This window comes from Glutamicibacter sp. NPDC055354 (assembly GCF_053644955.1).
Genome location: NZ_JBSHMB010000001.1, coordinates 559,909 through 582,352, shown reverse-complemented (window position 1 = coordinate 582,352; position 22,444 = coordinate 559,909). Strand labels below are relative to the sequence as shown.

Genomic DNA, 22,444 nt, shown 5'->3' with positions numbered 1-22,444 from the left:
AGCGTCTCCCTTTTCTCGTGCACTGGCTAATAAGATTTTCGGCTGGACCTGCTGGCTAGTCCAGCACGTTCGAGTAGGCCACTACACCGCGCTTGATCTGGTCTACTGCCTTGTAGGCATTGCGAACCAGCAATGGCGGAAGGTCGCTATTCTTTGCGAACTGGTCCAATGTGTCGATGACCTGCTTGGCCCAGCGCACGAAGTCACCCGGTGCCAGATCGGTACCGCGCAGCGCGCTGTTCAGGCTCGAACCGCGGGCCCACTTGTACATTGGCCAGATCAAACCGGATTCCGGTGGAGCGGTCGGGTCAAGGCCCAAGGCCTCTTCAGCGTCCGATAGCTCGCCCCAAATCTTGATGGTGCTATTCCAGATGTCATCGATCTTGCCCGTTGGCATTTTCGGATCGGCACGGTCCCCGTCGCGGCGTGCCTGATAGACCAGGCTGGCGACAACCGCGCAGAGTTCTTCCGCATTGAGCTGCGTGAGCTTGCCGGTCTCCAGGATTTGGCTGGTGAGCAGATCTCGGTCGCCATAGATGCGGCGCAGGCGGCGGCCCGAGTCGGTCAGCGCGAAATCTTCGCCGCCCTCGGAAGGCACGAGGTATTCGAACTGCTCGAGCACTTTGCAGACCTTGTCGAACTGCGTGGCAATGGTATTGGTTCGCCCGCGGATGGCGCGACGGGCCTTGTCCGTGTCCTTCTTCAGCTTCCAGTACCTGTCGGCCCAGCGCATGTGCTGGTCCTTCTCCGAGCAGGCGTGGCAAGGATGGTCCTTGAGCTCCAGGCGCAGTGCGTTGATTTCACGCTCGAAGGAATCCGAGCCTTCGAAATCAAAGCTCTGGGCGTCCTGGCGTGGAGGACGCGACTCGTAGATCGCGTTGCGCAAGGATGAAGCAAGGTCCCGGCGCTCCTTCGGTGTGCGCCCGTTGAACCCCTTGGGAATCTTGATCCGCGAAATGATCTGCACTGGTCCGTTGAGGTCTTCCACCGAGAGCCGGCGAAGCTGCGCTTCTTCGGTCAGCACGGTGTGTCGCGGGTTGTACATGGCCTTATCAAGCTCGACGACCACGGCGCGGCCGAAGCGGCGGCCACCTGGCAGGTCCACCACGTCGCCGCGGATCACGGCCTGCAGGGACTGCTCAGCTGCCGAACGGCGCTCGTGGCGGCGGTCCTTCGCAGCGTTCTTCTCGACCTGGGCCAGGTTTCGTTGGAGTTTCAGGTACTCGGTGAAATCTCCGAGATGGCATTCCATCGACTTGGCGTAGCCGGCCAGGGATTCTTCCTTGGAACGCACCTGGCGCGCCATGCCCACCACGGAACGGTCCGCCTGGTACTGGGCAAAGGAGGTTTCGAGGATTTGACGAGTCTGTTCACGGCCAAACTGCGCCAGCAAGTTGGTGGACATGTTGTAGGTCGGACGGAACGAGGAATTCAGCGGATAGGTTCGCTTCGAAGCGAGTCCTGCCAAGGATTCCGGTTCCAGGTCGGGGTTCCAGACAACAATCGAATGGCCTTCGACGTCAATGCCGCGGCGCCCGGCACGGCCGGTGAGCTGGGTGTACTCCCCCGAAGAGATCTGCACGTGGGATTCTCCGTTGAATTTGACCAGTTTTTCCAGCACGACCGAGCGTGCTGGCATGTTCACGCCCAGTGCCAGGGTCTCGGTTGCGAACACCACCTTGATCAGGTTGCGTGCAAAGAGGTCTTCAACGATTTCCTTGAAGATCGGGAGCAGGCCGGCGTGGTGGGAAGCGAAGCCGCGAACCAGACCATCGCGCCAGGACCAGAATTCTAGAACGTCCAGGTCTTCGCTGGGGATCCGGTAGGCGACTTCATCCAGCGCTTGCGCGATCTCGGCGGCTTCTTCATTGGTCGTCAGGCGCAGGTCAGCCATGGCGCACTGCTGCACGGCCATATCGCAGCCCTTGCGGGAGAAAATGAAGAAGATAGCTGGCAGCAGAGCAGCCCGGTCAAGCTTCCCGATAACCGCTGGACGGTTGATGCGGTGCCCCATGCCTGAACTGCGCTGGGGGCCGCGGCCGCCGCGACCCCGGCCGCGCTGCACTCGGCCGCCAGGGCTGTGGGAGCGTACGAGTTTTCGCAGTTCGGGGTTGACCGAGGCCTTTGAATCGTCTTCAGCCACCTTGTCGAAGGCTACGTCTTCGGCAAACAGGTCCACCACGTTAGGGCCGACCATGACGTGCTGGAAGAGCGGCACCGGGCGATGCTCGGAGACGATGACATCGGTCTGGCCCCGGACAGTATCCAGCCAGCCACCGAATTCCTCGGCGTTAGACACGGTTGCCGAGAGTGAAATGATCTGCACGTTGGACGGCAGATGGATGATGACTTCTTCCCATACGGCACCACGGAATTTATCGGCGAGGTAGTGGACCTCATCCATGATCACGTAGCCCAAGCCGTCGAGGGTTTGGGAATCCGCGTACAGCATATTGCGCAGCACTTCGGTGGTCATGACGACGATCTGCGCTTCGGAGTTGATGGAGGTGTCGCCGGTCAGCAACCCGACCTTCTGCGCTCCATAGCGATTGACCAGTTCCGAATACTTCTGGTTGCTCAGCGCCTTGATGGGCGTGGTGTAGAAAGCCTTGCGGTTCTCGCCTAGAGCCTGGTAGATGGCGTATTCGCCAACAACAGTTTTTCCGGCGCCGGTGGGCGCAGCGACCAGTACGCTGTGCCCTTCTGCGACCTTCTGGCAAGCTTCGGCCTGGAATGGATCCAGGTCGAAGGAGATGCTTGCCCGGAATCCAGGAAGTGCAGTGCCGTTTTCGACCTGCCGTGCCTTGGAATTCGCGTAGCGTTCCGCGGGTGAAGTCACTTGTGGTCGTTCACTTTCTTGCCCTGGTTCAGAGCTGGGATTTAGGTTCGTCAATCGAGCTAGGGGTTTCAATGCCAGAAGTTTCACCAGCTGCTAGGCGTTCATTCTCGGCTTCCCGTGCCGCCAGCTTCTTTGCGCGCTTCTTGTCGTTGAAGTGGCAGATCAAGGTGGCAACGGCGAAGGTGAGGAACAACGGTCCAGCCAACGCGAACATGGTGATTGCATCGCCGCCTGGTGCTGCCATAGCGGCAACCAGGGCGATGAGGAAGACGGTGATACGCCAGTTCTTCAAGATGAGCTTGGCTGGCAGGACGCCAACCATGTTCAGGCCAACCATCAGTACCGGTACCAGCATGGCCAAGCCGAATGCCAGGAGCAGGCGGAAGATAAACGGCAGGTACTCGGAAATGTTCAGCAGGTTATCCGAGTTCTCCGGTGACAGGCTAATGAAGAATTCCAGCGCAAACGGAAGAACGAAGTAGGCCATCGCCACGCCGCCAAGGAACAGCGGAACCGCGGCTGCTACGAAGCTGTAGCTCAAACGGCGCTCGTTCTTTTTCAGTCCCGGCACGATGAATGCCCACAGCTGGTAGAGCCACACCGGCGAGGAAACGATCAGGCCGACGAACAGCGCCACCTTGATCATGATGTCGAAGGGTGACATCACCGCGGTGAACACTACCGAGCCGCCGGCAGCTTTCACAGGCGCGATCAGCAAGGCAAGCAGCCAGTCGTATACGAAGAAACCGGCTACCGTGCCCAAGGTCAGCGCGATGAGCGACTTGAATAACCGGTTCCGTGCTTCAATCAGATGCTCTTTGAGAGCCATCCGACCTTCTGCGTCCTTGGCCCGCTTCTTCTTGCTGCGCGGATTCTTGTCTTTATTTGTTGCCACTGAAGAGGTCTACGAGTTGTTCTTTTCGTTGGGGTTCGGATCATTGATGGTGCCATCAACGGTTTCAGATTTAGGATCATCATCCTTCATCTGGCGAACCTCGGACTTGAAAATGCGCAGCGACTGGCCCATCGAGCGAGCCAAGCCTGGAAGCTTTGGAGCGCCGAAAAGCAGCAGTGCAAGCACGATAATGATGACCAAATGCCATCCCTGTAAGCCACCCATGTGGATTCCCTTCTCTCTATCTAAAGTCTACGTCAGAACAAGCCAAGATCGCGCATGTTCTGAGCTTGGCCGCGCTGTGCGCGACGTGCGACGCGGCGAACTCGACGCGCCTCGATTCTTTCAGCTTTGCCCTTATCGCGAAGCTTTTTGATCTTCTCCGGATCCGCGTGCGTGGCATCGGTTCCGTGCGGGTAGCGACGAGGGTTCGCAGCGTACTCGACGACGGTGCCCTCCTGGCTTAAACCGGCGCTGATGTGATCCGCAGCGTCGCCCAGGCCCTCGACGACCGCCATTCCCCGTTTGAACAAACGGAAGCCGGCAAGTGCCGCAACAAGTATTGTCGCCAAAACGAGCACAGTCCACAAAAGTACCCAAAACCACCAAGGAAGCATCTATTAATCCTCATACATTGCGATAGTCTCGTCCAACCAGTTCACTACCTGTTCGCGCGTAGCGTCAGGAGAGACCACAGTCAGTTTACCGCTATGGCGAGCCACGAGCGGCGCAGCTACCTGGTGATCCGAGAACCGGACGTTGGCCAGATACCCCGTACCGACCTTTCCCGTGGACCAGGAAAGAGGATGGAAAGCTTCGATAACCGGTAAGATCTCGGCGTCTACATAGACCATGACCTCTAAGTCATCGTCGTTGGAGGCATACCGGATCTGGACATCTTGCTGGTCTTCATGCCGAGCCGCCAGCTCGAATTGTTCACCGGCAGTTTCCACACTTAACATCCGGTCCACCCGGAAAGTTAATAGGCTCTGGCGCTTTCGGCACCAAGCCCGCAGGTACTGCACCGCTCCGTCTTCAATGAGCCGGATCGGTTCCACATCGCGAACCTGGTGAGTTCGCGAACGGGCCGAGTAGTAATCGATGCGCACGACGTCTTGGGAACGAATCGCCTGAATCAGCTGCTGCGGAATATCGTTCTCGCGCGCCTTGGACAGTGCGAAGCCCAGCGCCCCGCTCCAGCCGTCAAAACGGGCCACCGCGGAATTCACCTTGGCCAGTGCCGTGTCGAGCACCTGCTGGTGCTCGAACTCGGGAATGCTTGCCAGGGCGTTGAGCCCGCCGAGCACGGCTACTGCTTCCAGCGGCGCCAGCTTCTGCGGCTCGGCCAGCAGGGCTGCATTGGAGATCGTAACGGTATCGGATTCAACGTCGCCGTCATTGACGTTGATCAGTTCGTCATGCTGGCCGTACGGGACACCGCACATCATGATCATGGCCAGCTCTTCACGAACCTTGGCAACGCTCATGGAGTAGCGTTCTGCCAGCGCTTCGATTTCTACGGCACCATGGGCGTGCACATACTGGATCATGTCGATATTTCGCATGACCTGAGTTGTGGTGGTGCCACGGCCGGTAGCGCGATGCGGACGGAACTTCACCTCTGCGTAGGCATCCTGGTTGCCCTGGCTGGTCTGGGAGCTGCGCGCGTCGCGCAGAATCCGGCGCACCTGGGCCACCAGTTCGGAGGGTCCCAGGACTTTCACGGCCGGACCATAAGCTGCCAGCTGCTGGGCAAATGAATGCGGATCCGCATAGCCGATCTGCAGCTCATCCTGATCGCTGCGGCCATTTACTGCCTGGGCGCGCAGCGGGATTGCTTCATCGCCCAAGAGCCGCACCGTTGCCACCAGTCCCGGATTCTGCAGGTCGAAATCCTGCAAGACCTGGGTCATGTCGAAATCCTGGGGGCGGGCGTGGTACTGCCCGTCGGCGTTAGCGCCGCCATGCCGGTAATTCGTGAACTTGCCCTGAACCCGCGAGAGGCGGAAGACACGGGTATCTTTCCGCGTGTGGTCATAGCCGGTGAAGTACCAGTTGCCGTAGCGCTGCCCGATCCCCCACACATCAACAATTCGTTCGCTCTGTGCGCCGCCAGAGGACGTATAGGCGAACTTGAGCGTGTTGCGGTTGAAGACCGCCAGGGCGCATTCGCGGAAGTTCGGTTCATCCATGGAAAGGCGTGGGACCAATGAGCCGGCTAACCGAGCGACCGGCGAGGCCACGCCATCATGGCCGGTGACTCGGGCCGCGGCATTGAGCCCCAATGACTGGAGCTTGGTGTCTTTCCAAAGGCTCGCGGCCAATGCGACCAGGCCGGCTTCTGCGGGGCTGAATTCCACCGGCGGCAAGAACCACTCGGTCGTGTCGATGCTGTAGTACGTAACATCGTCGATTACTTCTTTGTCCAGCTGCAACCCGAAGTCATTGCGGATATCGTCCTTGAGGCGATCCAGCGCCTTCTCTCGGGTCTCCTTGGTACCGCCTGGCACCAAATAGGATCCAATGCGGTCGGCGTTGAACTTCCGTGATTTAGTTGCCAGCGCATAGATGAGGCTGGTCAGGCGTTCTGCCTTGCTGGGTCCCGGGGATTGCTTTGTGCTCACGTGCCTAGACTAACCAACTTTCGCCGATAAGGATGACTTCTGGGACAGCAATGGCCCCGATTATTTAGTCGAGGCCATTGCCAGCACTTGGAATTACTTGGTGCCCATCAGATCCACAACGAAAATCAGTGCTTCGTTAGGCGCAATGGCGCCTGGGGCGCCACGCTCGCCGTAGGCCAGGTGCGATGGGATATCCAGTCGGCGACGGCCGCCGACCTTCATGCCCAGCAGGCCCTGGTCCCAGCCCTGGATAACCATTCCGACACCCACTGGGAAGTCGAGGGTCTGCCCGCGGCCCCAGGAAGAGTCGAACTCTTCGCCGGTGGACCAGGCAACGCCTACATAGTGCGCTTCAACGGTGGTGCCTGGGGTGACCTCGGCGCCGGTTCCCTCGACCAGGTCGGTGATGACCAGTTCTTCAGGAGCGTCGGTGCCCGGGAAATCGATCTCAGGCTTGGTGCGGTCGTAGTTGCGTTCTCCGAACGACATAGTCACGGCCTTTCTGTTACTTGCTTTCGCTTACCTTGTCTAATTCTACGTAGAAGACCAGTGGTCCTGCAGGACGCCCCTGGGCTTCAGCGGTGTCGCCGTAGGCCAAGTCCGTTGGGACAGTCAGCAAGACCTTGCTGCCTTCCTTCAGGCCCTGGAAGCCCTGCAGCCAGCCCTGGATGACTCCGCCGGCCATATCGGCTTCGAAGCCTTCTTCGTTGCCGAAGTTGCCGTCGAATTTCTTGCCATCTTCCCAGCGCACGCCGTGGTAGTGGGCAGTGACCTTGGACGTTTGGCCAACGGCTGGGCCGTCGCCTTCTTCAAGGACGTCCACTGCCAGGCCTGCCGGGGCTTCGGTGTCCTTGGGGATGGTGATCTGCGGATCGCCCTTGCCGGTCTTCACGGTGGGGAGCTTGCCGTCGTCCTTGAGCTGCTGGACTTCTTCCTTGCCCATCGTCTGGCTAGGGCTCTTGGAGTCCGCAATCTTGATCACGATCAGCCGTTCGGCACGCGAGCCTTCGGCCGGTTCGGCGATGGACCCGTCCGGCTGCTGAACGCCTTCGATGGCTGCGTAGGCGATCCAGTCGCCAATCTGGGACTTCAGCAGGGTTTCGTAGAGCTCGGGCATCTGCTCCTTGAGCGTCTCGTCAACCTTCATGGGAGCCGGATCAGCAGTGAAGTTCTCATTGGTCAGCAGGCCGTCGATGGTCTTGTACAGGCCCGACTGGATCTGGATGGTGTCGCCTTCCTTGATGTCGGAACCCTCGCCCTCCACCACGGTGACTGCTTCTGACTTTTCGGTCAGGAGCGGCGCATCGAATTTGACCTCAGGTGCGGTTTTGCTATCTTCTGCTGGCTTGACGTCGATGCCGCTCAGGGATGACGAACCCGAACCGCAGGACGCCAGGGCAAGGATGGACGCGGTGGCGCATACTGCCAAAACTTTTCGCACGAATCTTCTTTCCGGTTGGACTAGCTGGTCATGCATTGCGGGCTTGCACAGGGCAAGGCCCGTAATGATCTGCGTCCAGCTTAGAGGTTTTTGCTGTGTAAATACTTGTTTCCAGCTAGCTAAAGCTGCTGGCCCATCAGCTCAATGAGCTCGTCAATCTGTGAATTGGTGGTTGCGAACGGGTCCTTGCACAGCACAATTCCGCCCGGGCCATCCTCATACTTCATGTGGACCCAATCGGCGCTATAGCGTCGCCCATTGGCGCGGGCGGCGCGAATGAATTTGCTTCGCAGTGCCGCGCGTGTCGTGGCTGGCGGGTTGTTCACAGCCTGATTGATTTCAGCGTCGGAGACGACTGCGCTGGCCAGGCCGCGGCGCTTGAGCAGGTGGAACAGGCCGCGCTGCGGGTCGATGTCATGGTAAGTCAGGTTCAGCTGCGCGATCCGTGGCGCCGAGAGCTCCAGGGAGTTCTTCTGGGCATAGCCCGTGAGCAGCTTGTGCTTGATCGCCCAGTCGATGTCCCGGTCGATCAGCGAGAAGTCCTGGCTTTCCACTGCGTTCAGCGTGCGTTCCCACAATTCCAGGACGGTATCCACCTGGTCGTGGTGCGCGCCGTGGCGGGCGATGAGTTCCTTGACGGATTCGAAGAGGATCCACTGGATCTGCAGTGCGGTCGGTTCGTCGCCGCCCATGAGCCGCACCACGGTCTGGCCAGTGAAATCGTGGGAGATCTGGCGGATGGAGCGAATCGGGTTTTCCAGTCGCAGATCGTGGTAGATTTCGCCGGATTCGATCAGGCGCAGCACCAGGTCGGTGGCGCCGATCTTCAGCAGCTGGGTGGTTTCGCTCATCGACGAGTCGCCCACTATGACATGCAGCCGGCGGTGGTACTCGGCATCGGCGTGCGGCTCATCGCGGGTATTGATGATCGGACGCGAGCGCGTTGTGGCCGAGGAGACCCCCTCCCACATGTGATCGGCGCGCTGGGAGAAGACGTACTTGGTCTGCTCTTCATCGGTGATCAGATGCCCGGCACCGCACAATAGCTGGCGGGTGACGAGGAAAGGGATGAGCATGTCAGCGAGGCGCTTGAACTCGATTTTGCGTGGAATCAGGTAGTTCTCGTGGCAGCCATAGGAGTTCCCGGCGGAGTCCACATTGTTCTTGAACATGTAGATCCGGCCTTCGTGGCCTTCCTCGGCCAGCTGGTCCTCTGCCTGGTCAACGAGGTCCAGCATGAACGCCTCCCCTGCGCGGTCGTGGGCGATCAGCTGCTTGAGCTGGTCGCATTCCGCGGTGGCGTACTCCGGGTGCGAGCCCACATCCAGGTAGAGGCGCGAGCCGTTCTCCAGGAACACATTCGAACTGCGCCCCCAGCTGACTACCGGCTTGAACAGGTGCCGTGCGGCATCCTCCGGGGTGAGCCGGCGCCCATCCGACGGGACATAATTCAGCCCGAATTCGGTTTCCAGACCAAAGATTCTGCGATCCACGCGAAGCTACTTCCCCTCAACTGCGGTTCCGCCACATTGGTCAGAACACGACTTCCAAAGCTGTGTGCCCGTTGGGGCTTACTGGCCGCCCTTTTGCACGAATCCGCGGACGAACTCTTCAGCGTTGGATTCCAGCACCGAGTCGATCTCGTCCAGCAGGTCATCCACGCCGGCGGACTGGCCGGTGGTGTTCACCTGGACCTGTTCCGTTTCGGCCTGCTGGTTCTGGGTGCTGCGGCGGGCCGAGAAGCTTTCCTGAGTCATCGTTTTCTCCTAAGTCGTCGTGAATCCCGGAATTACGCGCCGAGACTCATACCTATTCTGCGCCGATTAGCGACGCCTGGCCAATTCGTCGATAAATTCCGCAATCTCCAGCTGCGTGTCGAACAGCTCGCCAACCTGCGCACGGGTTCCGCCCAGCGGTTCGGGCATGTGGAAGCGGCTGATCTTGCGCGCCCCGGGGACGGCGAAGGACAACGCATCCCAGTTCGCTGCGACCACGTAGGGCGCATAGCGCTGCAGGGTCATGCCGCGCAGGTAGGCCCGGGTATCTTCCGGCGGGCTGGCCACGGCTTGGTTGATCTCCTGCTGGCTGAAGATCCTCTGGATGGCCCCGCGTTCGGCCATGCGGTAGTACAAGCCCTTATCGGTCCGCAAATCAGCCCATTGCAGGTCCAGCATCGCCACGCGTGGATCGGACAGCTCAAGCTGGTGGCGCTGGGCGAAGCCGTTGACCAGCTGGTATTTGGCGATCCAGTCAATCTGGTCTGCCGCGTCCATCGGGTCGCACTCGAGCAACTCCAGGATCTGCGCCCAACGGCTGAGGATCTCGGTGGTGTCCGGATCATCAATGCCGCGTGCCGCACAGTAGTTTTCTGCCGCATGCAGGTAATGGCGCTGGATTTCAATGGCGGTGAGCTGGACCCCGCCGCGCAACCGCACCTTGGCCTTCAGGGTGGGGTCGTGGCTGATTTGCTGCAAGGCCAGGACCGGCTCGACCAGTTCCAGCTGCGGGGCCATCCCCGCTTCGATCAGCGAGAGTACCAAGTTGGTGGTGCCCACGCGCAGCAGGGTGGAGATCTGCCCGAGGTTCGCATCCCCGATGATCACGTGCAGGCGGCGGTACTTGTCCCAGTTCGCGTGCGGTTCATCGCGGGTGTTGATGATCGGGCGGTTGATCGTGGTTTCCAGGCCCACTTCCGCCTCGAAGAAGTCGGCACGCTGGGAGACCTGGAAGGCGGCGCGCTCGTTGAGCATGCCCTGGCCCACCCGGCCGGCACCGCAGAAGATCTGCCTGCTGGCAAAGAACGGGGTGAGCCCGCGGACAATCGAAGAGAACTCGATGCCGCGCGGCATCAGGTAGTTCTCATGCGAGCCGTAGGAGACCGACTTGTTATCGGTGTTGTTCTTGTACAGCAGCAGTTCCCCGCTGCCCAGGCGCTGGGCGGCGGCCGCGGCGCGGCGCATCACTTCATCGCCGGCTTGGTCCCAGAGCACCGCATCACGCGGGGTCATCGATTCGGGGCTGGAGTATTCCGGGTGGGCGTGGTCGACGTACAGGCGTGCGCCGTTGCCCAGGACCATGTTCATCACGACATCCGTGGATTCCTTCTCCTGGTAGAGCGTTGAACCCAGATGCGCGTCGTTGCCATCCAGCGCAATGGATTCGGCGGTCCAGATGCCCTCGTCGTCCAGCCCCGGCTCCAGGTCGGTCAGCTGGCTCGGATGCGCTTGGGCCCGGTCCATGGCGAATCCGCGCGCATCTTGCAGCGGGGATTCGTCGCTGTAGTCCCAGCGTGCTGCCTTGGCCGCCGAATCCTGCTCGGCGACCAATTGCGCGTAGGCGTCAACGATCTGCGCCGAAAGCACCGTGGCGTTGGCCTTGGGCATGTTCGGGCGGATAATTCCGTATTCGGTTTCCAGGCCGACCAGCCGACGTGCGCTCATTTGCCGGCCTGCTGCTGGACCAGGGAACGGATGTTGCTGATCCGCTCGCCCTTGCGGCCGGAAATTCGGGCCCAATCATCGGGGTTGGTGGTGTTGGGCATGTCTTCGTGCTCGGCGAACTCCTCGCGCACCGCACGCAGCAGGTACTCCATTTTCAGTCCGCGTTCGTTCTGCGTAATCAGCGCCTTGATGGCATGCTTCTTGGCGCGGTCCACGATGTTGTGGATGACCGCGCCCGAGGCGAAGTCCTTGAAGTAGAGCACTTCGGTGGCACCGGTAACATAGGTGACTTCGAGGAATTCGTTGATCCGCTCGGTGGAGTACATTGCCTGGACGGCTCCGCGGATCATGCGCGCTATGGTGGCGCCGGCATCCCCGGCATCGGCATCGAGCTCATCGGCGTGCAGCGGCAGTTCGGTCGTCAGGTACTTGCTGAAGATTTCTGTGGCGCCCTCGGCATCGGGACGGCGGATCTTGATCTTGACGTCCAGGCGTCCCGGACGCAGGATCGCCGGGTCGATCATGTCCTCGCGGTTGGACGCGCCGATGACAATCACGTTATCCAGGCGCTCTACGCCGTCAATTTCGGCCAGCAGCTGCGGCACGATGGTGGTTTCCACATCCGAGGAGACACCGGTGCCGCGGGTACGGAACAGCGCTTCCATCTCGTCGAAGAACACCACCACCGGATCTCCATGCAGCGCCTTCTCCCGGGCGCGGGCGAAGATCAGGCGGATGTGCCGCTCGGTTTCGCCCACGTACTTGTCCAGCAGCTCCGGACCCTTGATGTTCAGGAAGTAGCTGCGGTTGCTGGCCCCTTCCTTGCGCTCGACGACGCGCTGGGCCAGGGAGTGCGCCACCGCCTTGGCGATCAGGGTCTTGCCGCAGCCCGGAGGGCCGTAGAGCAGGATCCCCTTTGGCGCGCTCAACCCGTGTTCGCGGTACAGCTCAGGGTGGGTGAAGGGCAGCTCCACCGAGTCCTTGATGGCTTCGATCTGCGAGTTCAGCCCGCCAATGTCCGAGTAGGCAATGTCCGGGACTTCCTCGAGCACCAGGGACTGCATGTCGGTGAGCTGGACGCGGGATACCGCCATGCCCGAACGCGAATCGATGGCCAGCTGGTCGCCCACGCGCAGGTGCATCTCGCGCAGCGGGCCAGCGAGTTCAACGACGCGCTGGTCATCGGCACGGGCCATGACTACGGCGTGGTGATTTTCCAGCAGTTCCTTGACCGTGACCAGTTCACCGGTCTCTTCGAATCCCAGGGCCGCGACGATCACCAGAGCTTCATTGAGCAGCACCTGCTGGCCGATGACCAGCTTGTCGAAATCCATCAGCGGGCTGACGGCCACGCGCATCTTGCGCCCGGAGTAGATGACATCTGCGGACTGGGCGCCGGTGGATTCGATGCCGAGCCCGGGATCGGGGTGCTTGCGCGGGTGCTTGGCCACGATGGTGCCGTGGCTGAAGGGAGTGTCCCCGTCCTTTTCCAGCGCCGACTTCAGGTTGATGATCTGCTCGCGGGTGGTTTCCAGCAGGGCCACCAGGCGCTTGTTATTGCCGCTGATCCCGGCGAGTTGCTTGTCGAGGTTGCGATTCTTGTCGCGCAGCACGTTGACCTGGCGTTCGGTCATCTGCAGCCGCTCGGCCAATTGTTCTGCCTCGCGATTATCGTTCACGTTCCAACCTCCAACATCCAACGTCACCGGGGCGGTTCGTGCGCCCTGATGAGGTTTTTTCCGGTGCTTGGCGCACCGTCTTGCTTCCATCCTAGGAACTGAAGGCCCCGAGTGCAGAACACTCGGGGCCCAATGTCACATAATGAGACGCAATGTCTCAATATATGGTTGCAGCTCAGGCTTCGCCGCCAGCGCCTTCGGCGCCTTCTTCAGCGGCACGCACGCGCACGGACTGGTTGGCATCGCGGGCGGCCCGGCGCAGCTTCTTATCCGACAAGCCGCGCTCGCCCAGTGCTTCAGCGGTCCACTCGCCCTCGGCGTGATCGCGCGTCCATGCGCTCAGGTCCTCATCGGAGTACGAGTGCTCCTTGATGCGCTTGGCCTTCGGGATGCCATCGGCGGAATCGGCCAGACGGCGGCAGGTGATCAGGAATGCGGTGTGCGCCACCATCCGGTGATCCGGGCGGACAGCCAGGCCGTCGACGTGCCAGCCGCGCACCAGGGTTTCGAAGCACTCTGGCTCGGTGAACTGGCCCGAAGCGCGGATGGCCTCGACCACGCGGGACATCTGGGTCACCGAGGACACGTAGTTGGTCCACACGCCGCCCGGCGCCAGCACGGTAGCTACCGCATCCAGGCATTCCCAGGGGCTGAGCATGTCCAGGACCACGCGGTCGATGCTGCCCGGTGCTTCCAGCTCGACGACCCTGTCCTGGAAGTCGCCGATGGAGATCTGCCACGAGGGGTGCTCGCCACCGAAGACGGTGGAGATGTTGCCGCGGGCGATATCGGCGAATTCCTCGCGTCGCTCGAAGGAGTGCAGGAAGCCCTCATCGCCGACCGCGCGCAGCAGCGAGATGGACAGCGCTCCGGAACCGACACCGGCTTCGACGACGCGTGCGCCCGGGAAGATGTCGCCGAACTGCACGATCTGCGCGGCATCCTTCGGGTAGACCACGGTGGCGCCGCGCGGCATGGAGAGCACGAAATCCTTGGCCAGCGGGCGCAGGGCCTGGTAGCGGAAGCCGTCGATATTCTCGATGACCGAGCCTTCGGGCAGGCCGATGATGGCCTCGTGCGGCAGCACGCCCTTGTGCGTGTGGAACTCTCCACCGTGCTGCAGGGTGATGGTGTTGATCCGGCGTTTCTCGTCGGTCAGCTGCACGCGGTCGCCGACACGGAAGGGGCCGCGACGGGCTGCCGCGCCGTGCGGCGCCTGGCTCTTAGCTTCGCTCACTGATGTGATCCTTTTCTTGGTGCTTTTCAGTCTGTATAGAGTTTACTTGCGGCGTCCGGTGACGGCGTTGACGATCTGCCGCTGGTGCAGCAGGCCCACCACCTGCCCGGTGGCGCTGATCACCGCGTATTCGGCGCTGTCCACGCTGGCCAGGTAGTCGATCAGTGCGCGGCCATCGGAATCCTCGGCCACGATCGCGCCCTGGCCCAGGGCACGGGACACGGCCAAGGCCGGAACCTGGGCCGCCTGGTTCGGGTCCACCCGGGACAGTGCCTGCGCATCGATGACCCCGACCGGCATCCCTTTCGTGTCGACCAGGATGATCTCTCCCCCGCGAGCGTTCTGGCGGGAGAGCACGTCGGCTACGGTTGCGTGCGAAACCATGGCCGAAGCCGGGCGCATCAAGTCGGTGGCGATCACGGTGGGCAGGTTCAGCATCATCTTGGAGTGCGCAATCAGCTGCGTGGTGGCTTGCCACATGAACATCGCCACCATGATGCCGACCACCACCGTGATGATCTGGGGCTGCTCGCCGCGTACCAGAGGATAGATCACGAAGTAGAAGACCAGGCCCACGGCGATTGCCCGGCCCACCCAGCTCGAGGCGATGGTGCCCTTGAACTGGGATCCGGTGGCCTTCCAGACGATCGATTCGACCAGCCGCCCGCCATCGAGCGGAAGCCCGGGCAGCGCGTTGAAGGCGCCGAGCAGCAGGTTTGCATAGACGAAGAAGTCCAGCAGCAGGTTCGGGTACACGCCCATGGCCGCGTTCTCGATCACCAGCCAGCCGATTCCGGCCAGCAGGAAGTTCGACAGCGGTCCGGAGAGTGCCACCCAGAGCGAGGCGCCGGGCTTGGCCTTGAAGGAACCGAACTGGGTGTGCCCGCCCATCAGCGTCAACACGATGTGCGCATCGGGCCACTTGAAGGCGCGCGCGGTCATCGCGTGCGCGACCTCATGGATCAGCACGGCCACGGCAATAGCCACCGCGCAGGCCAGGCCCATCAGGTAGGCGTTCAGCGGCGGGATGATTCCGCCGCGCGAAAGCTGGATGCCAACGCTGAAGGTGATGACCGCGGTGATGAGGAACCACGAGCTGGAGAGGTAGACCGGGACGCCCCCGATACGCCCCAGCTTGATTCCAGGGGACTTTTCCTGAGTGTCGCTCACGCGCTAACCTGCACCAACCATCGAGTCATTTCATGTACATCCACGGATGCCAAGCTGTCGATCCGGCGCCAACTGCCTTCTCCCGGGTCGGTGGCGTTGGGAACCAGCACCGCATGCAGCCCGGCCGCGGACGCCGAGGCGATGCCCGGCACGGAATCCTCGAAACCAATGCACCTGGCTGCTTCCAGTTCTTTCCCGGTGCACTGGCCAAGCAGCTGCAGTCCAGCCAGATAAGGTTCCGGGTGCGGCTTGCCGTTGGCGACCTCTTCACCGGTAACGCTGGCCTGGAAGGTGCCTTCGGGGATGCTGAGCATCAGTTCATCGACAATGCTGCGCTCGGACATGGTCACCAGGGCCTGCGGGATGCCTGCCTGCTTGCACGCCGCGAGCAATTCGCGGGCTCCTGGCCGCCAGGGGATCTCGCGGCGGATGCCGGCAACCACCCGGGCAGAGAGCCAGTCGATGATCTCGCGGATCTCCAGCTTGACCCCGGCCTGCTGCAGGGCCCGGGCGCCATCTGGCAAGGCGTTGCCGACCAGGGCCAGGCCTTGTTCATGGCTCCACGAGCCGCCATGGGAAGCCACCAGCTCAGCTTCGGCAGCCAGCCAATAGGGTTCGGTGTCGATCAGCGTACCGTCCATATCCCACAGGACAGCTTGGGGGGTTGCGGGCTCGGTTCCGGCGGCAAAGTCAAAACTGGTGCTTGGCATGAGTCCATTCTAGATGGAAGAGTGGGGCTAAGCCGCTTCGGCGAGCCACGCCGAGAGCATCGAGTGCTGCCAAGGAGTCTTCAATGAACGAGGAATACCACGCCCCGACGCTGAATAGCTATATTGCCAAGACCCAGCATGAGATTCGCCCCACCATCGTCTTGGCTGCCTTCGAGGGGTGGAACGACGCCGGTTCGGCGGCCACGGACGCCGTCCGCCTGCTGCTCGAGTCCAACGCCCATGAGCATGTGGCCACCGTGGGCGAGGACGATTTCTACGACTACCAGTTCACCCGGCCCAAGACCCGGCGCACCGGGACCGGGCGCGTAGTGGACTGGCCGTGCACCGAGATCTTCAAGATCCATTTGCCCCAGGCGGCCGCCGACCTGCTGGTGGTGCTGGGTGTCGAGCCGACGTTCAAATGGCAGACCTTCTGCTCGCGGATCATCAAGGTGGCCCAATCCCACAATGCCCATGCCGTGCTCACCCTGGGCGCCTTGCTGGCTGATGTGCCGCATACCCGGCCGGTGCCGACCTCGCTGGCCAGCGACGATCCGCGGTTCCAGGAACACCTGAGGATCAGCGCCTCCACCTACGAGGGGCCCACCGGAATCCCCTCGGTGCTCGGCGTGGAGTTCGAACGGTACGGGATCCCGAGCCTGTCGCTGTGGGCGCAGCTCTCCCACTATGTTGCGCAGTCCCCCAGCCCGCGGGTGCAACTGGCCATCATCGAGCTGCTGGAGGAAGTCATCCCGGTCTCCGTGCCGGACCAGAAACTGCGCGAGGATGCGCTGGCCTGGAAGCATGGGGTCGATGAGCTCGCGGCAGCGGATCCGGATGTGGCCAAGTACGTTGAACAGCTGGAGCAGGCAACGGACACCAGCGAGCTTCCCGAGGCCAGCGGCGAGTCCATTGCCCGGGAATTCGAGCGCTATCTGCGCCGCCGGGGAAAGTACCGCAAAGACAGCCCGGGGTCCGACTTCGATATCTGAAGCCGGACCCCGGGATGCTTGGCGCGGTGCTGCCTAGAGCTTGAGCCCCAGCAGCGCGTCGATGCCGTGGCGCAACGCTTCGGCGCCGTCGCCATTCGAGCCGGCCGGCTGCGCCGCCCACCGGTCGAGTGCCTCCAGCGCGGAGGGCGCATCGATGTCATCGGCCATGTGCTTGCGGATGCTTTCCACTACCTTGGCTGCGTCCTCGTTGCTGGTGGTGGCCAAGGCCTGGCGCCAGGCAGCCACCCGCTGCTGGGCTGCGGCCAGCAATTGTTCGGTCCAGAACCAGTCGCTGCGGTAGTGCTGGGAGAGCAGTACGGCGCGGATCGCTACCGGCTCGACGCCGGCTTCGCGCAGTTTGGAAACCAGCACCAGGTTGCCCAGGGACTTGCTCATCTTTTCGCCGTCCAGGCCCACCATGCCGGTGTGCACGTAGGTCTGCGCGAGTTCCGCGTTATCGCCAGCAGCTGCGTGGGCCGCGGAGAATTCGTGGTGCGGGAAGATCAGGTCCGAGCCGCCACCCTGGACAGTGAAGGGGGCCGGCAGGGTCTTGCGGGCAATCACCGAGCATTCGATGTGCCAGCCCGGGCGGCCGGCACCGAGCTTGCCGCCATCCCATGACGGCTCGCCCTCGCGGGCGGCACGCCACAGCAGCGGGTCCAGCGCATCGCGCTTGCCGGCACGATCCGGATCCCCGCCGCGTTCGGCGAAGAAGCCGAGCATGGTCTGGCGGTCGTAGTTCGAAACGGCGCCCAGTTTCCAGGCATCGTTCTGGGCGGCCAGGGTGTCGAAGTACACGTCGCCTTCCACCCCATCGGCACCAGCCGGCACACGGTAGGCCAGATCCGCATCGAGCAGCTGCTCGACGACCGGGACCAGCCAGTGGATGGATTCCACCGCGCCGATGTAGTTCTGCGGCGGAATGACGTTCAGGGCTTCCATGTCGTCGCGGAAGAGCTGGATCTGCGACTCGGCCAGTTCGCGCCAATCGACGTTGGTTGCTGCGGCGCGCTCGAGCAGCGGGTCGTCCACGTCGGTGATGTTCTGGGTGTAGGCCACGGTGCGACCGGCATCGCGCCAGGTGCGCTGCACCAGGTCGAAGGTGACATATGTGGCGGCGTGGCCCATATGGGTGGCGTCATAGGGGGTGATACCGCAAACGTACATGCTGGCCGGCGCAATAGCTTCATCCGCTGGCGCAGTGGCCTGTCGGGCTCCGGTGGCGGTATTGAAAAGTTCCAGTGTTGGTGCTGAACCAGCCACCTGAGGTACCTCAGGGTTATTCCACGCGTGCACTTATGGACATCCTTTCGCAGATGCGACGTATTTCTTCCTTTAACTCCAAGTGAAGCAAGGCGAGGTTTATTCCCGTTAACTGCAAGATGCCCGTGAAGCAGTCCACGGACATCTTGGAAAACCTGGATCAGGCGGCCATCCAGCCCAATCCCAGAGCGACGAACAGCGCCAGGCCCAGCAGGATGCGGTACCAGACGAAGAAGCGGTAGGAGTGGGTGGAAACGAACTTCAGGAACCAGCCCACAATCAGGAAGCCGACGACGAAGGCCACGACGGTAGCGACACCGGTCTGCGCCAGGGTGTAGACACCTGGTTCGTCGAAGGACTTCACCAGCTTGTACAGGCCCGAGGCGAACACCGCCGGGATCGCCAGCAGGAACGAGTAGCGGGCTGCGGCTTCACGGGTGTACCCCATGAGCAGACCAGCGGTGATGGTGCCGCCCGAACGCGAGACGCCCGGAATCAAGGCCATGGCCTGGGCGAAGCCGTAGAAGATGCCGTGCTTGACGGTCAGCTTGTCCAAGGTGCGCTGCTGCTTGCCGTAGTGGTCGGCGATGGCCAGGATCAGGCCGAAGACCACCAGTGTGGTCGCAACAATCCACAGCGAACGGAAGTTCGTATCGATGTAGTCTTCCAGCAGCAGGCCCAGGATCGCGATCGGCAGGGAGCCGATAATGATCAGCCAGCCCATCTTGGCATCCGGATCCGAATGCGGGATCTTGCCGGCCAGCGCCTTGCACCAGGCGCCGATGATCCGCACGATGTCACGCCAGAAGAAGACGATCACTGCGGTTTCGGTGCCCAGCTGGGTAATGGCGGTAAATGCCGCTCCGGGGTCTTGGGCGTTGGGCAGGAGTTCGCCAACGATACGCAAGTGGGCTGAGGACGAGATCGGGAGGAACTCGGTCAGGCCCTGGATCAATCCTAGGAAAGCTGCTTCAAACCAATTCACCCCTCGACATTACTTCACCGATTGCGACTATCTGGACTCAGAAACACGGAATAGGAAAAATTCACTCCGTGGTCGTACTCACGCATCATCCGAGGGTATGGTGAAGGGCAATAACTCGGAATACTGATCGTAGAGGGCGTCTTCATAGTCTTCGAAGGCATCGGCCAGCGCGCCAAAAGCCGCGTCGACGGATGCCTCGCCAGCACCGCGGCTCTGCGACACAATTGCCAGGTGCTGCTCCAGGCGTGCAATAAATGCTTGCAGTGCAAAACTCGGTTCAGTACTCATAGCATGAGGCTACAACGCACGGCGTTCTTTAGATAGGGGGCAGGATGCTCGAAGAAAGAATTAAGCCACCGCTGCATCATCCCGATGACCAGCGCTTTGAATACCTGGTCATAACTTCTTTCCCGGGCGAACCAAAGCATGTCGCCCGCGCCGCCCTGCGGGAGCACGCCGATAACGGCAAATGGGAGCTCATGCGCACCTGCCGCTATGAAGGCGGCGCCCAAAAATACTGGCTGCGCCGCCGGGTGATGCGCATTCGCAGCACCCTGGCTCCCTGAACCGGCAACTGGGCACATGGCTCCGTGCCCGCGATTGGCCCTCACGGCAACCGCGGGTCCTTGCCTCAGCTGTCGAGCGGGCCTACCAGCCACGAGGCCACCGTATTGGCTGCCGAAGCGGCATTGGACGGGTGGTACCAGCTGGCCTGCACGTCGCGGTAGAGCCGTTCGAACTCCGACCCCCGGAAATATCCGCCACCGCCCAGCAGCTGTCCGGCCACCTGGATGTTCTCCCGTGCAGTGTCCCCGGCCAGGGTGCGCAGCGTCACCAGCTTGGGGAACCACGCGCCCTGGTGATCCGCCTTGGCCTCCAGGTCACCGGCCACCGAGCGTTGCAGGGCATCCAGGGCCAGCAGGCGCATCGCCGCTTCGGCCAAGAGCCCGCGGGCGCGCACATCCTGCGCATACCGGGTCCCGTCCTGGTGCACCCGCTGTCCCAGGGCCTCCTGGGCCAGGGTCACCGCACGATCTGCGATGCCCACGTAGACGCTTGCGGTCAGGGTCAGGAAGGATGCGAAGATGCCGAAGACCAGCGGGTCCTGGTTTGGGCCGGCCGGCAGCCGGCTATGCACCCATTCGCGCGGGGCCACCGCATTTTCCAGCTTCGTGGTGTGCGACTGGCTGGCCCGCATGCCCAGGGTGTTCCAGTCGTTCATGGAATGCACGCCCTCGCCCCTGGCGACGAAGCCGTGAACCAGTTCCCCGGATTCCTCATCCTTGCCGAACACCCCCAACCGGGTGAACGCCGGTGCCAGCGAAGTGAAGATCTTCACGCCATTGAACTCCACCGAGCCATCGGCAGCAGTTCTCGCCCTGGTCTTCGAGTCGAAGAGCACCGCGTCGTTGCCGGGCTCCGAAATCCCGAACGCCATGACTTCGCCCTCGGCAATCCAATCGGCCACCATATCCAGGCGCTGGTCCCCGCGGGCCTGCAGCAAGTACGCGACGCCCGCCCATACCTGGTGCATGTTGATCGCCAGGGCCGTGCCGGGTGCCGCGGTGGCCAGGCGGCGCTGGGCCAGGGCCAGGGTCTGGAAGTTCCAGCCCAGTCCCCCGCGCTCTGCCGGCACCAGCGCCTTGAGGTAGCCCAGTTCCACCAGTTCGTTGAAGTCTTCGATGGCGAACGAGTTCGACTCGTCATAGCCGGCGGCCCGGTCCCGGAAACGCTCAAGCAGCTCGTCGCTCAGTATGGATTCGATGGTCAAGGATTCTGCTCCTGGATTCTGTTGTGCTGGCTGGGCCAACGCTGGTTCTAGTATTCCTGCAAGAGGTTTTGGAGCACCCGCACGCCGAACTTGATGGAGTCCACCGGCACGCGTTCGTCGACGCCATGGAACATTCCGGTGAAATCCAGCTCGGCAGGAAGTTGCAGCGGCGCGAATCCGTAGCCGGTGATCCCCAGTTTGGCCAGCCATTTGTTATCGGTTCCGCCAGAAAGCATATAGGGCAGAACCACGGCATCCGGGTCTTCAGCCAGCAACGACGCGATCATGGAATCCACCAGCGCACCGGCGAAGGGCACCTCCAGGGATTCCTGCTCATGCACCATGGACAGCTCAACGTGTTCCCCGGCCAGTTCACGCAGGGTCTCCAAGGTGGCTTCGTGCTGCTCGGGCAGGGTGCGGCAGTCGATCAGCGCTGCGGCCTGCCCGGGAATGACGTTGTGCTTGTAGCCTGCCTCCAGGGCGGAGGGATTCGCGGTGTTCTGCAAGGTAGCCCCGACGAAGCGCGAGACATTGCCCATGGCCGAGAGCAGCGGGGCCGGATCGGCTTCATCGAAGTCCAGTCCGGACAGCTCGGCCACCTGCTCAAGCAATGCGCGAGTGGTTTTGGTGTAGGACAGCGGCCATTGATGCTCACCGATGCGATGGACGGCTCCTGCCAGATGGGTGACCGCATTATCGGTGTTGAGCTGCGAGCCGTGGCCGGCCATGCCCTTGGATTCCAGCTTCAGCCAGGCGATGCCCTTTTCCGCAGTCTGCAGCATGTAGGCCCGGCGGCCGTTGATTTCGACCGAGAACCCGCCGACTTCGCTAATGGCCTCGGCCGCCCCGGCGAAGAGTTCGGGATGGTTCTGCACCATCCAGCCGGAACCATAGTCCCCGCCAGCTTCCTCATCGGCGAAGAAGGCGATGACCAGATCGCGCCGCGGGGTGATGTTCTCGCGTTGCAGGTGCCGGATGGCGGCGATAATCATCGCGTCCATGTTCTTCATGTCCACCGCTCCGCGTCCCCAGATCATCCCATCGATGATCTGGGCCCCGAAAGGATCCACGCTCCAGTCTTCGGCGATGGCCGGCACGACATCCAGGTGGCCGTGCACGACCAGGGCCGGCAATGCCCGATCGGCCCCCGGGATGCGGGTGACCACGTTGGCCCGCCCGGGAGCGGATTCATAGATCGTGGCTTCCAGGCCGACGTCCTCGAGCAGCCCAGCGACATAGCGGGCGGCGTCAAGCTCCCCCGCGCCCTTGTTGCCTCCATAGTTCGTCGTGTCGATCTGAATCAGTTTCCTGCAGATCTCAACGGCTTCATTTTCCATGAGTGGAATGTCGCCAGCAGTGGACATCGCCAATGATCCTCTCGTAGCAGTGCTTTGCAAT

At 62.0% G+C, this 22,444-nt stretch carries 21 protein-coding genes; 2 read left to right on the top strand and 19 right to left on the bottom strand.

Features of this window, described 5'->3' with window-relative positions; all coding sequences use genetic code 11:
• Positions 1 to 55 precede the first annotated feature (55 nt).
• From ACWICV_RS02630 to ACWICV_RS02565, 14 genes are all read right to left on the bottom strand, one after another.
• On the bottom strand, positions 56 to 2,839 hold the full coding sequence (locus ACWICV_RS02630) for a DEAD/DEAH box helicase (RefSeq protein ID WP_332727056.1): 2,784 nt from the start codon (positions 2,837 to 2,839) through the stop codon (positions 56 to 58).
• Between the two features lie 28 nt (positions 2,840 to 2,867).
• Positions 2,868 to 3,734 (bottom strand): twin-arginine translocase subunit TatC, encoded by an 867-nt coding sequence (gene tatC, locus ACWICV_RS02625; protein ID WP_105657844.1) that lies wholly within the window; start codon positions 3,732 to 3,734, stop codon positions 2,868 to 2,870.
• 9 nt (positions 3,735 to 3,743) lie between these two features.
• Positions 3,744 to 3,959, bottom strand: coding sequence for a Sec-independent protein translocase subunit TatA (tatA, locus tag ACWICV_RS02620; RefSeq protein ID WP_105657843.1), 216 nt, complete (start codon positions 3,957 to 3,959; stop codon positions 3,744 to 3,746).
• A gap of 32 nt (positions 3,960 to 3,991) precedes the next feature.
• Positions 3,992 to 4,252, bottom strand: coding sequence for a hypothetical protein (locus tag ACWICV_RS02615; protein ID WP_133833372.1), 261 nt, complete (start codon positions 4,250 to 4,252; stop codon positions 3,992 to 3,994).
• A gap of 102 nt (positions 4,253 to 4,354) precedes the next feature.
• The gene (locus tag ACWICV_RS02610) at positions 4,355 to 6,358 is read right to left on the bottom strand and encodes a helix-turn-helix transcriptional regulator (RefSeq protein ID WP_454090781.1); all 2,004 of its coding nucleotides are present in this window, start codon (positions 6,356 to 6,358) and stop codon (positions 4,355 to 4,357) included.
• A gap of 93 nt (positions 6,359 to 6,451) precedes the next feature.
• Complete coding sequence (locus ACWICV_RS02605) at positions 6,452 to 6,847, bottom strand: FKBP-type peptidyl-prolyl cis-trans isomerase (protein WP_013348985.1); 396 nt, start codon at positions 6,845 to 6,847, stop codon at positions 6,452 to 6,454.
• Between the two features lie 16 nt (positions 6,848 to 6,863).
• A complete protein-coding gene (locus ACWICV_RS02600) occupies positions 6,864 to 7,799 on the bottom strand; it encodes an FKBP-type peptidyl-prolyl cis-trans isomerase (protein ID WP_400289040.1) in 936 nt (311 codons plus the stop codon).
• Positions 7,800 to 7,918: 119 nt separating this feature from the next.
• Positions 7,919 to 9,292, bottom strand: a complete 1,374-nt coding sequence (gene pafA, locus ACWICV_RS02595; RefSeq protein WP_454090782.1) for a Pup--protein ligase — start codon at positions 9,290 to 9,292, stop codon at positions 7,919 to 7,921.
• 78 nt (positions 9,293 to 9,370) lie between these two features.
• A complete protein-coding gene (locus tag ACWICV_RS02590; RefSeq protein WP_105657838.1) occupies positions 9,371 to 9,556 on the bottom strand; it encodes a ubiquitin-like protein Pup in 186 nt (61 codons plus the stop codon).
• A gap of 66 nt (positions 9,557 to 9,622) precedes the next feature.
• Positions 9,623 to 11,239: a depupylase/deamidase Dop gene (gene dop, locus ACWICV_RS02585; protein WP_400289036.1), complete on the bottom strand. Its 1,617-nt coding sequence runs from the start codon at positions 11,237 to 11,239 to the stop codon at positions 9,623 to 9,625.
• A complete protein-coding gene (gene arc / locus ACWICV_RS02580) occupies positions 11,236 to 12,873 on the bottom strand; it encodes a proteasome ATPase (RefSeq protein WP_402473354.1) in 1,638 nt (545 codons plus the stop codon). The genes dop and arc overlap by 4 nt, the downstream gene beginning before the upstream one ends.
• 220 nt (positions 12,874 to 13,093) lie before the next feature.
• Positions 13,094 to 14,155 (bottom strand): tRNA (adenine-N1)-methyltransferase, encoded by a 1,062-nt coding sequence (locus tag ACWICV_RS02575; protein ID WP_105657835.1) that lies wholly within the window; start codon positions 14,153 to 14,155, stop codon positions 13,094 to 13,096.
• 42 nt (positions 14,156 to 14,197) lie between these two features.
• Entirely contained in the window at positions 14,198 to 15,325 is a 1,128-nt protein-coding gene (locus ACWICV_RS02570) for a site-2 protease family protein (RefSeq protein WP_402473090.1), read from the bottom strand.
• Positions 15,322 to 16,035 (bottom strand): HAD family hydrolase, encoded by a 714-nt coding sequence (locus ACWICV_RS02565; protein WP_402473088.1) that lies wholly within the window; start codon positions 16,033 to 16,035, stop codon positions 15,322 to 15,324. Before ACWICV_RS02565 ends, ACWICV_RS02570 begins: the two co-directional genes overlap by 4 nt.
• 83 nt (positions 16,036 to 16,118) lie before the next feature.
• Between ACWICV_RS02565 and ACWICV_RS02560 the strand changes: the two genes are divergently transcribed.
• Positions 16,119 to 17,027 (top strand): PAC2 family protein, encoded by a 909-nt coding sequence (locus ACWICV_RS02560; RefSeq protein WP_332498551.1) that lies wholly within the window; start codon positions 16,119 to 16,121, stop codon positions 17,025 to 17,027.
• A gap of 33 nt (positions 17,028 to 17,060) precedes the next feature.
• On the opposite strand, the gene mshC is transcribed toward ACWICV_RS02560, so the two are convergent.
• The 3 genes from mshC to ACWICV_RS02545 all read right to left on the bottom strand — a co-directional run bounded on the left by mshC (position 17,061) and on the right by ACWICV_RS02545 (position 19,563).
• Positions 17,061 to 18,323: a cysteine--1-D-myo-inosityl 2-amino-2-deoxy-alpha-D-glucopyranoside ligase gene (mshC, locus tag ACWICV_RS02555; protein WP_402473082.1), complete on the bottom strand. Its 1,263-nt coding sequence runs from the start codon at positions 18,321 to 18,323 to the stop codon at positions 17,061 to 17,063.
• Positions 18,324 to 18,450: 127 nt separating this feature from the next.
• A complete protein-coding gene (locus tag ACWICV_RS02550; protein WP_105657830.1) occupies positions 18,451 to 19,275 on the bottom strand; it encodes an undecaprenyl-diphosphate phosphatase in 825 nt (274 codons plus the stop codon).
• Positions 19,276 to 19,353: 78 nt separating this feature from the next.
• Positions 19,354 to 19,563 carry a hypothetical protein gene (locus tag ACWICV_RS02545; protein WP_105657829.1) on the bottom strand — a complete coding sequence of 70 codons (210 nt, stop codon included), beginning with the start codon at positions 19,561 to 19,563 and terminating at the stop codon, positions 19,354 to 19,356.
• Positions 19,564 to 19,607: 44 nt separating this feature from the next.
• Between ACWICV_RS02545 and ACWICV_RS02540 the strand changes: the two genes are divergently transcribed.
• The gene (locus ACWICV_RS02540) at positions 19,608 to 19,841 is read left to right on the top strand and encodes a DUF5703 family protein (protein ID WP_105657828.1); all 234 of its coding nucleotides are present in this window, start codon (positions 19,608 to 19,610) and stop codon (positions 19,839 to 19,841) included.
• A 65-nt stretch (positions 19,842 to 19,906) separates the two neighbouring features.
• Here the strand turns inward: ACWICV_RS02540 and ACWICV_RS02535 are convergent, their stop codons facing one another.
• Positions 19,907 to 21,046 (bottom strand): acyl-CoA dehydrogenase family protein, encoded by a 1,140-nt coding sequence (locus tag ACWICV_RS02535; RefSeq protein ID WP_402473079.1) that lies wholly within the window; start codon positions 21,044 to 21,046, stop codon positions 19,907 to 19,909.
• Positions 21,047 to 21,093: 47 nt separating this feature from the next.
• Positions 21,094 to 22,410: a M20/M25/M40 family metallo-hydrolase gene (locus ACWICV_RS02530; protein WP_454090783.1), complete on the bottom strand. Its 1,317-nt coding sequence runs from the start codon at positions 22,408 to 22,410 to the stop codon at positions 21,094 to 21,096.
• Positions 22,411 to 22,444 lie beyond the last annotated feature (34 nt).

Bases quoted from the DNA above. Each gene is read 5' to 3' on its own strand.
- ACWICV_RS02530 (WP_454090783.1), bottom strand. From the start codon at position 22,410: ATGTCCACTGCTGGCGACATTCCACTCATGGAAAATGAAGCCGTTGAG.
- ACWICV_RS02540 (WP_105657828.1), top strand. From the start codon at position 19,608: ATGCTCGAAGAAAGAATTAAGCCACCGCTGCATCATCCCGATGACCAG.
- ACWICV_RS02605 (WP_013348985.1), bottom strand. From the start codon at position 6,847: ATGTCGTTCGGAGAACGCAACTACGACCGCACCAAGCCTGAGATCGAT.
- ACWICV_RS02590 (WP_105657838.1), bottom strand. From the start codon at position 9,556: ATGACTCAGGAAAGCTTCTCGGCCCGCCGCAGCACCCAGAACCAGCAG.
- tatA (WP_105657843.1), bottom strand. From the start codon at position 3,959: ATGGGTGGCTTACAGGGATGGCATTTGGTCATCATTATCGTGCTTGCA.
- ACWICV_RS02565 (WP_402473088.1), bottom strand. From the start codon at position 16,035: ATGCCAAGCACCAGTTTTGACTTTGCCGCCGGAACCGAGCCCGCAACC.
- arc (WP_402473354.1), bottom strand. From the start codon at position 12,873: ATGACCGAACGCCAGGTCAACGTGCTGCGCGACAAGAATCGCAACCTC.
- ACWICV_RS02615 (WP_133833372.1), bottom strand. From the start codon at position 4,252: ATGGCGGTCGTCGAGGGCCTGGGCGACGCTGCGGATCACATCAGCGCC.
- ACWICV_RS02560 (WP_332498551.1), top strand. From the start codon at position 16,119: ATGAACGAGGAATACCACGCCCCGACGCTGAATAGCTATATTGCCAAG.
- ACWICV_RS02545 (WP_105657829.1), bottom strand. From the start codon at position 19,563: ATGAGTACTGAACCGAGTTTTGCACTGCAAGCATTTATTGCACGCCTG.
- dop (WP_400289036.1), bottom strand. From the start codon at position 11,239: ATGAGCGCACGTCGGCTGGTCGGCCTGGAAACCGAATACGGAATTATC.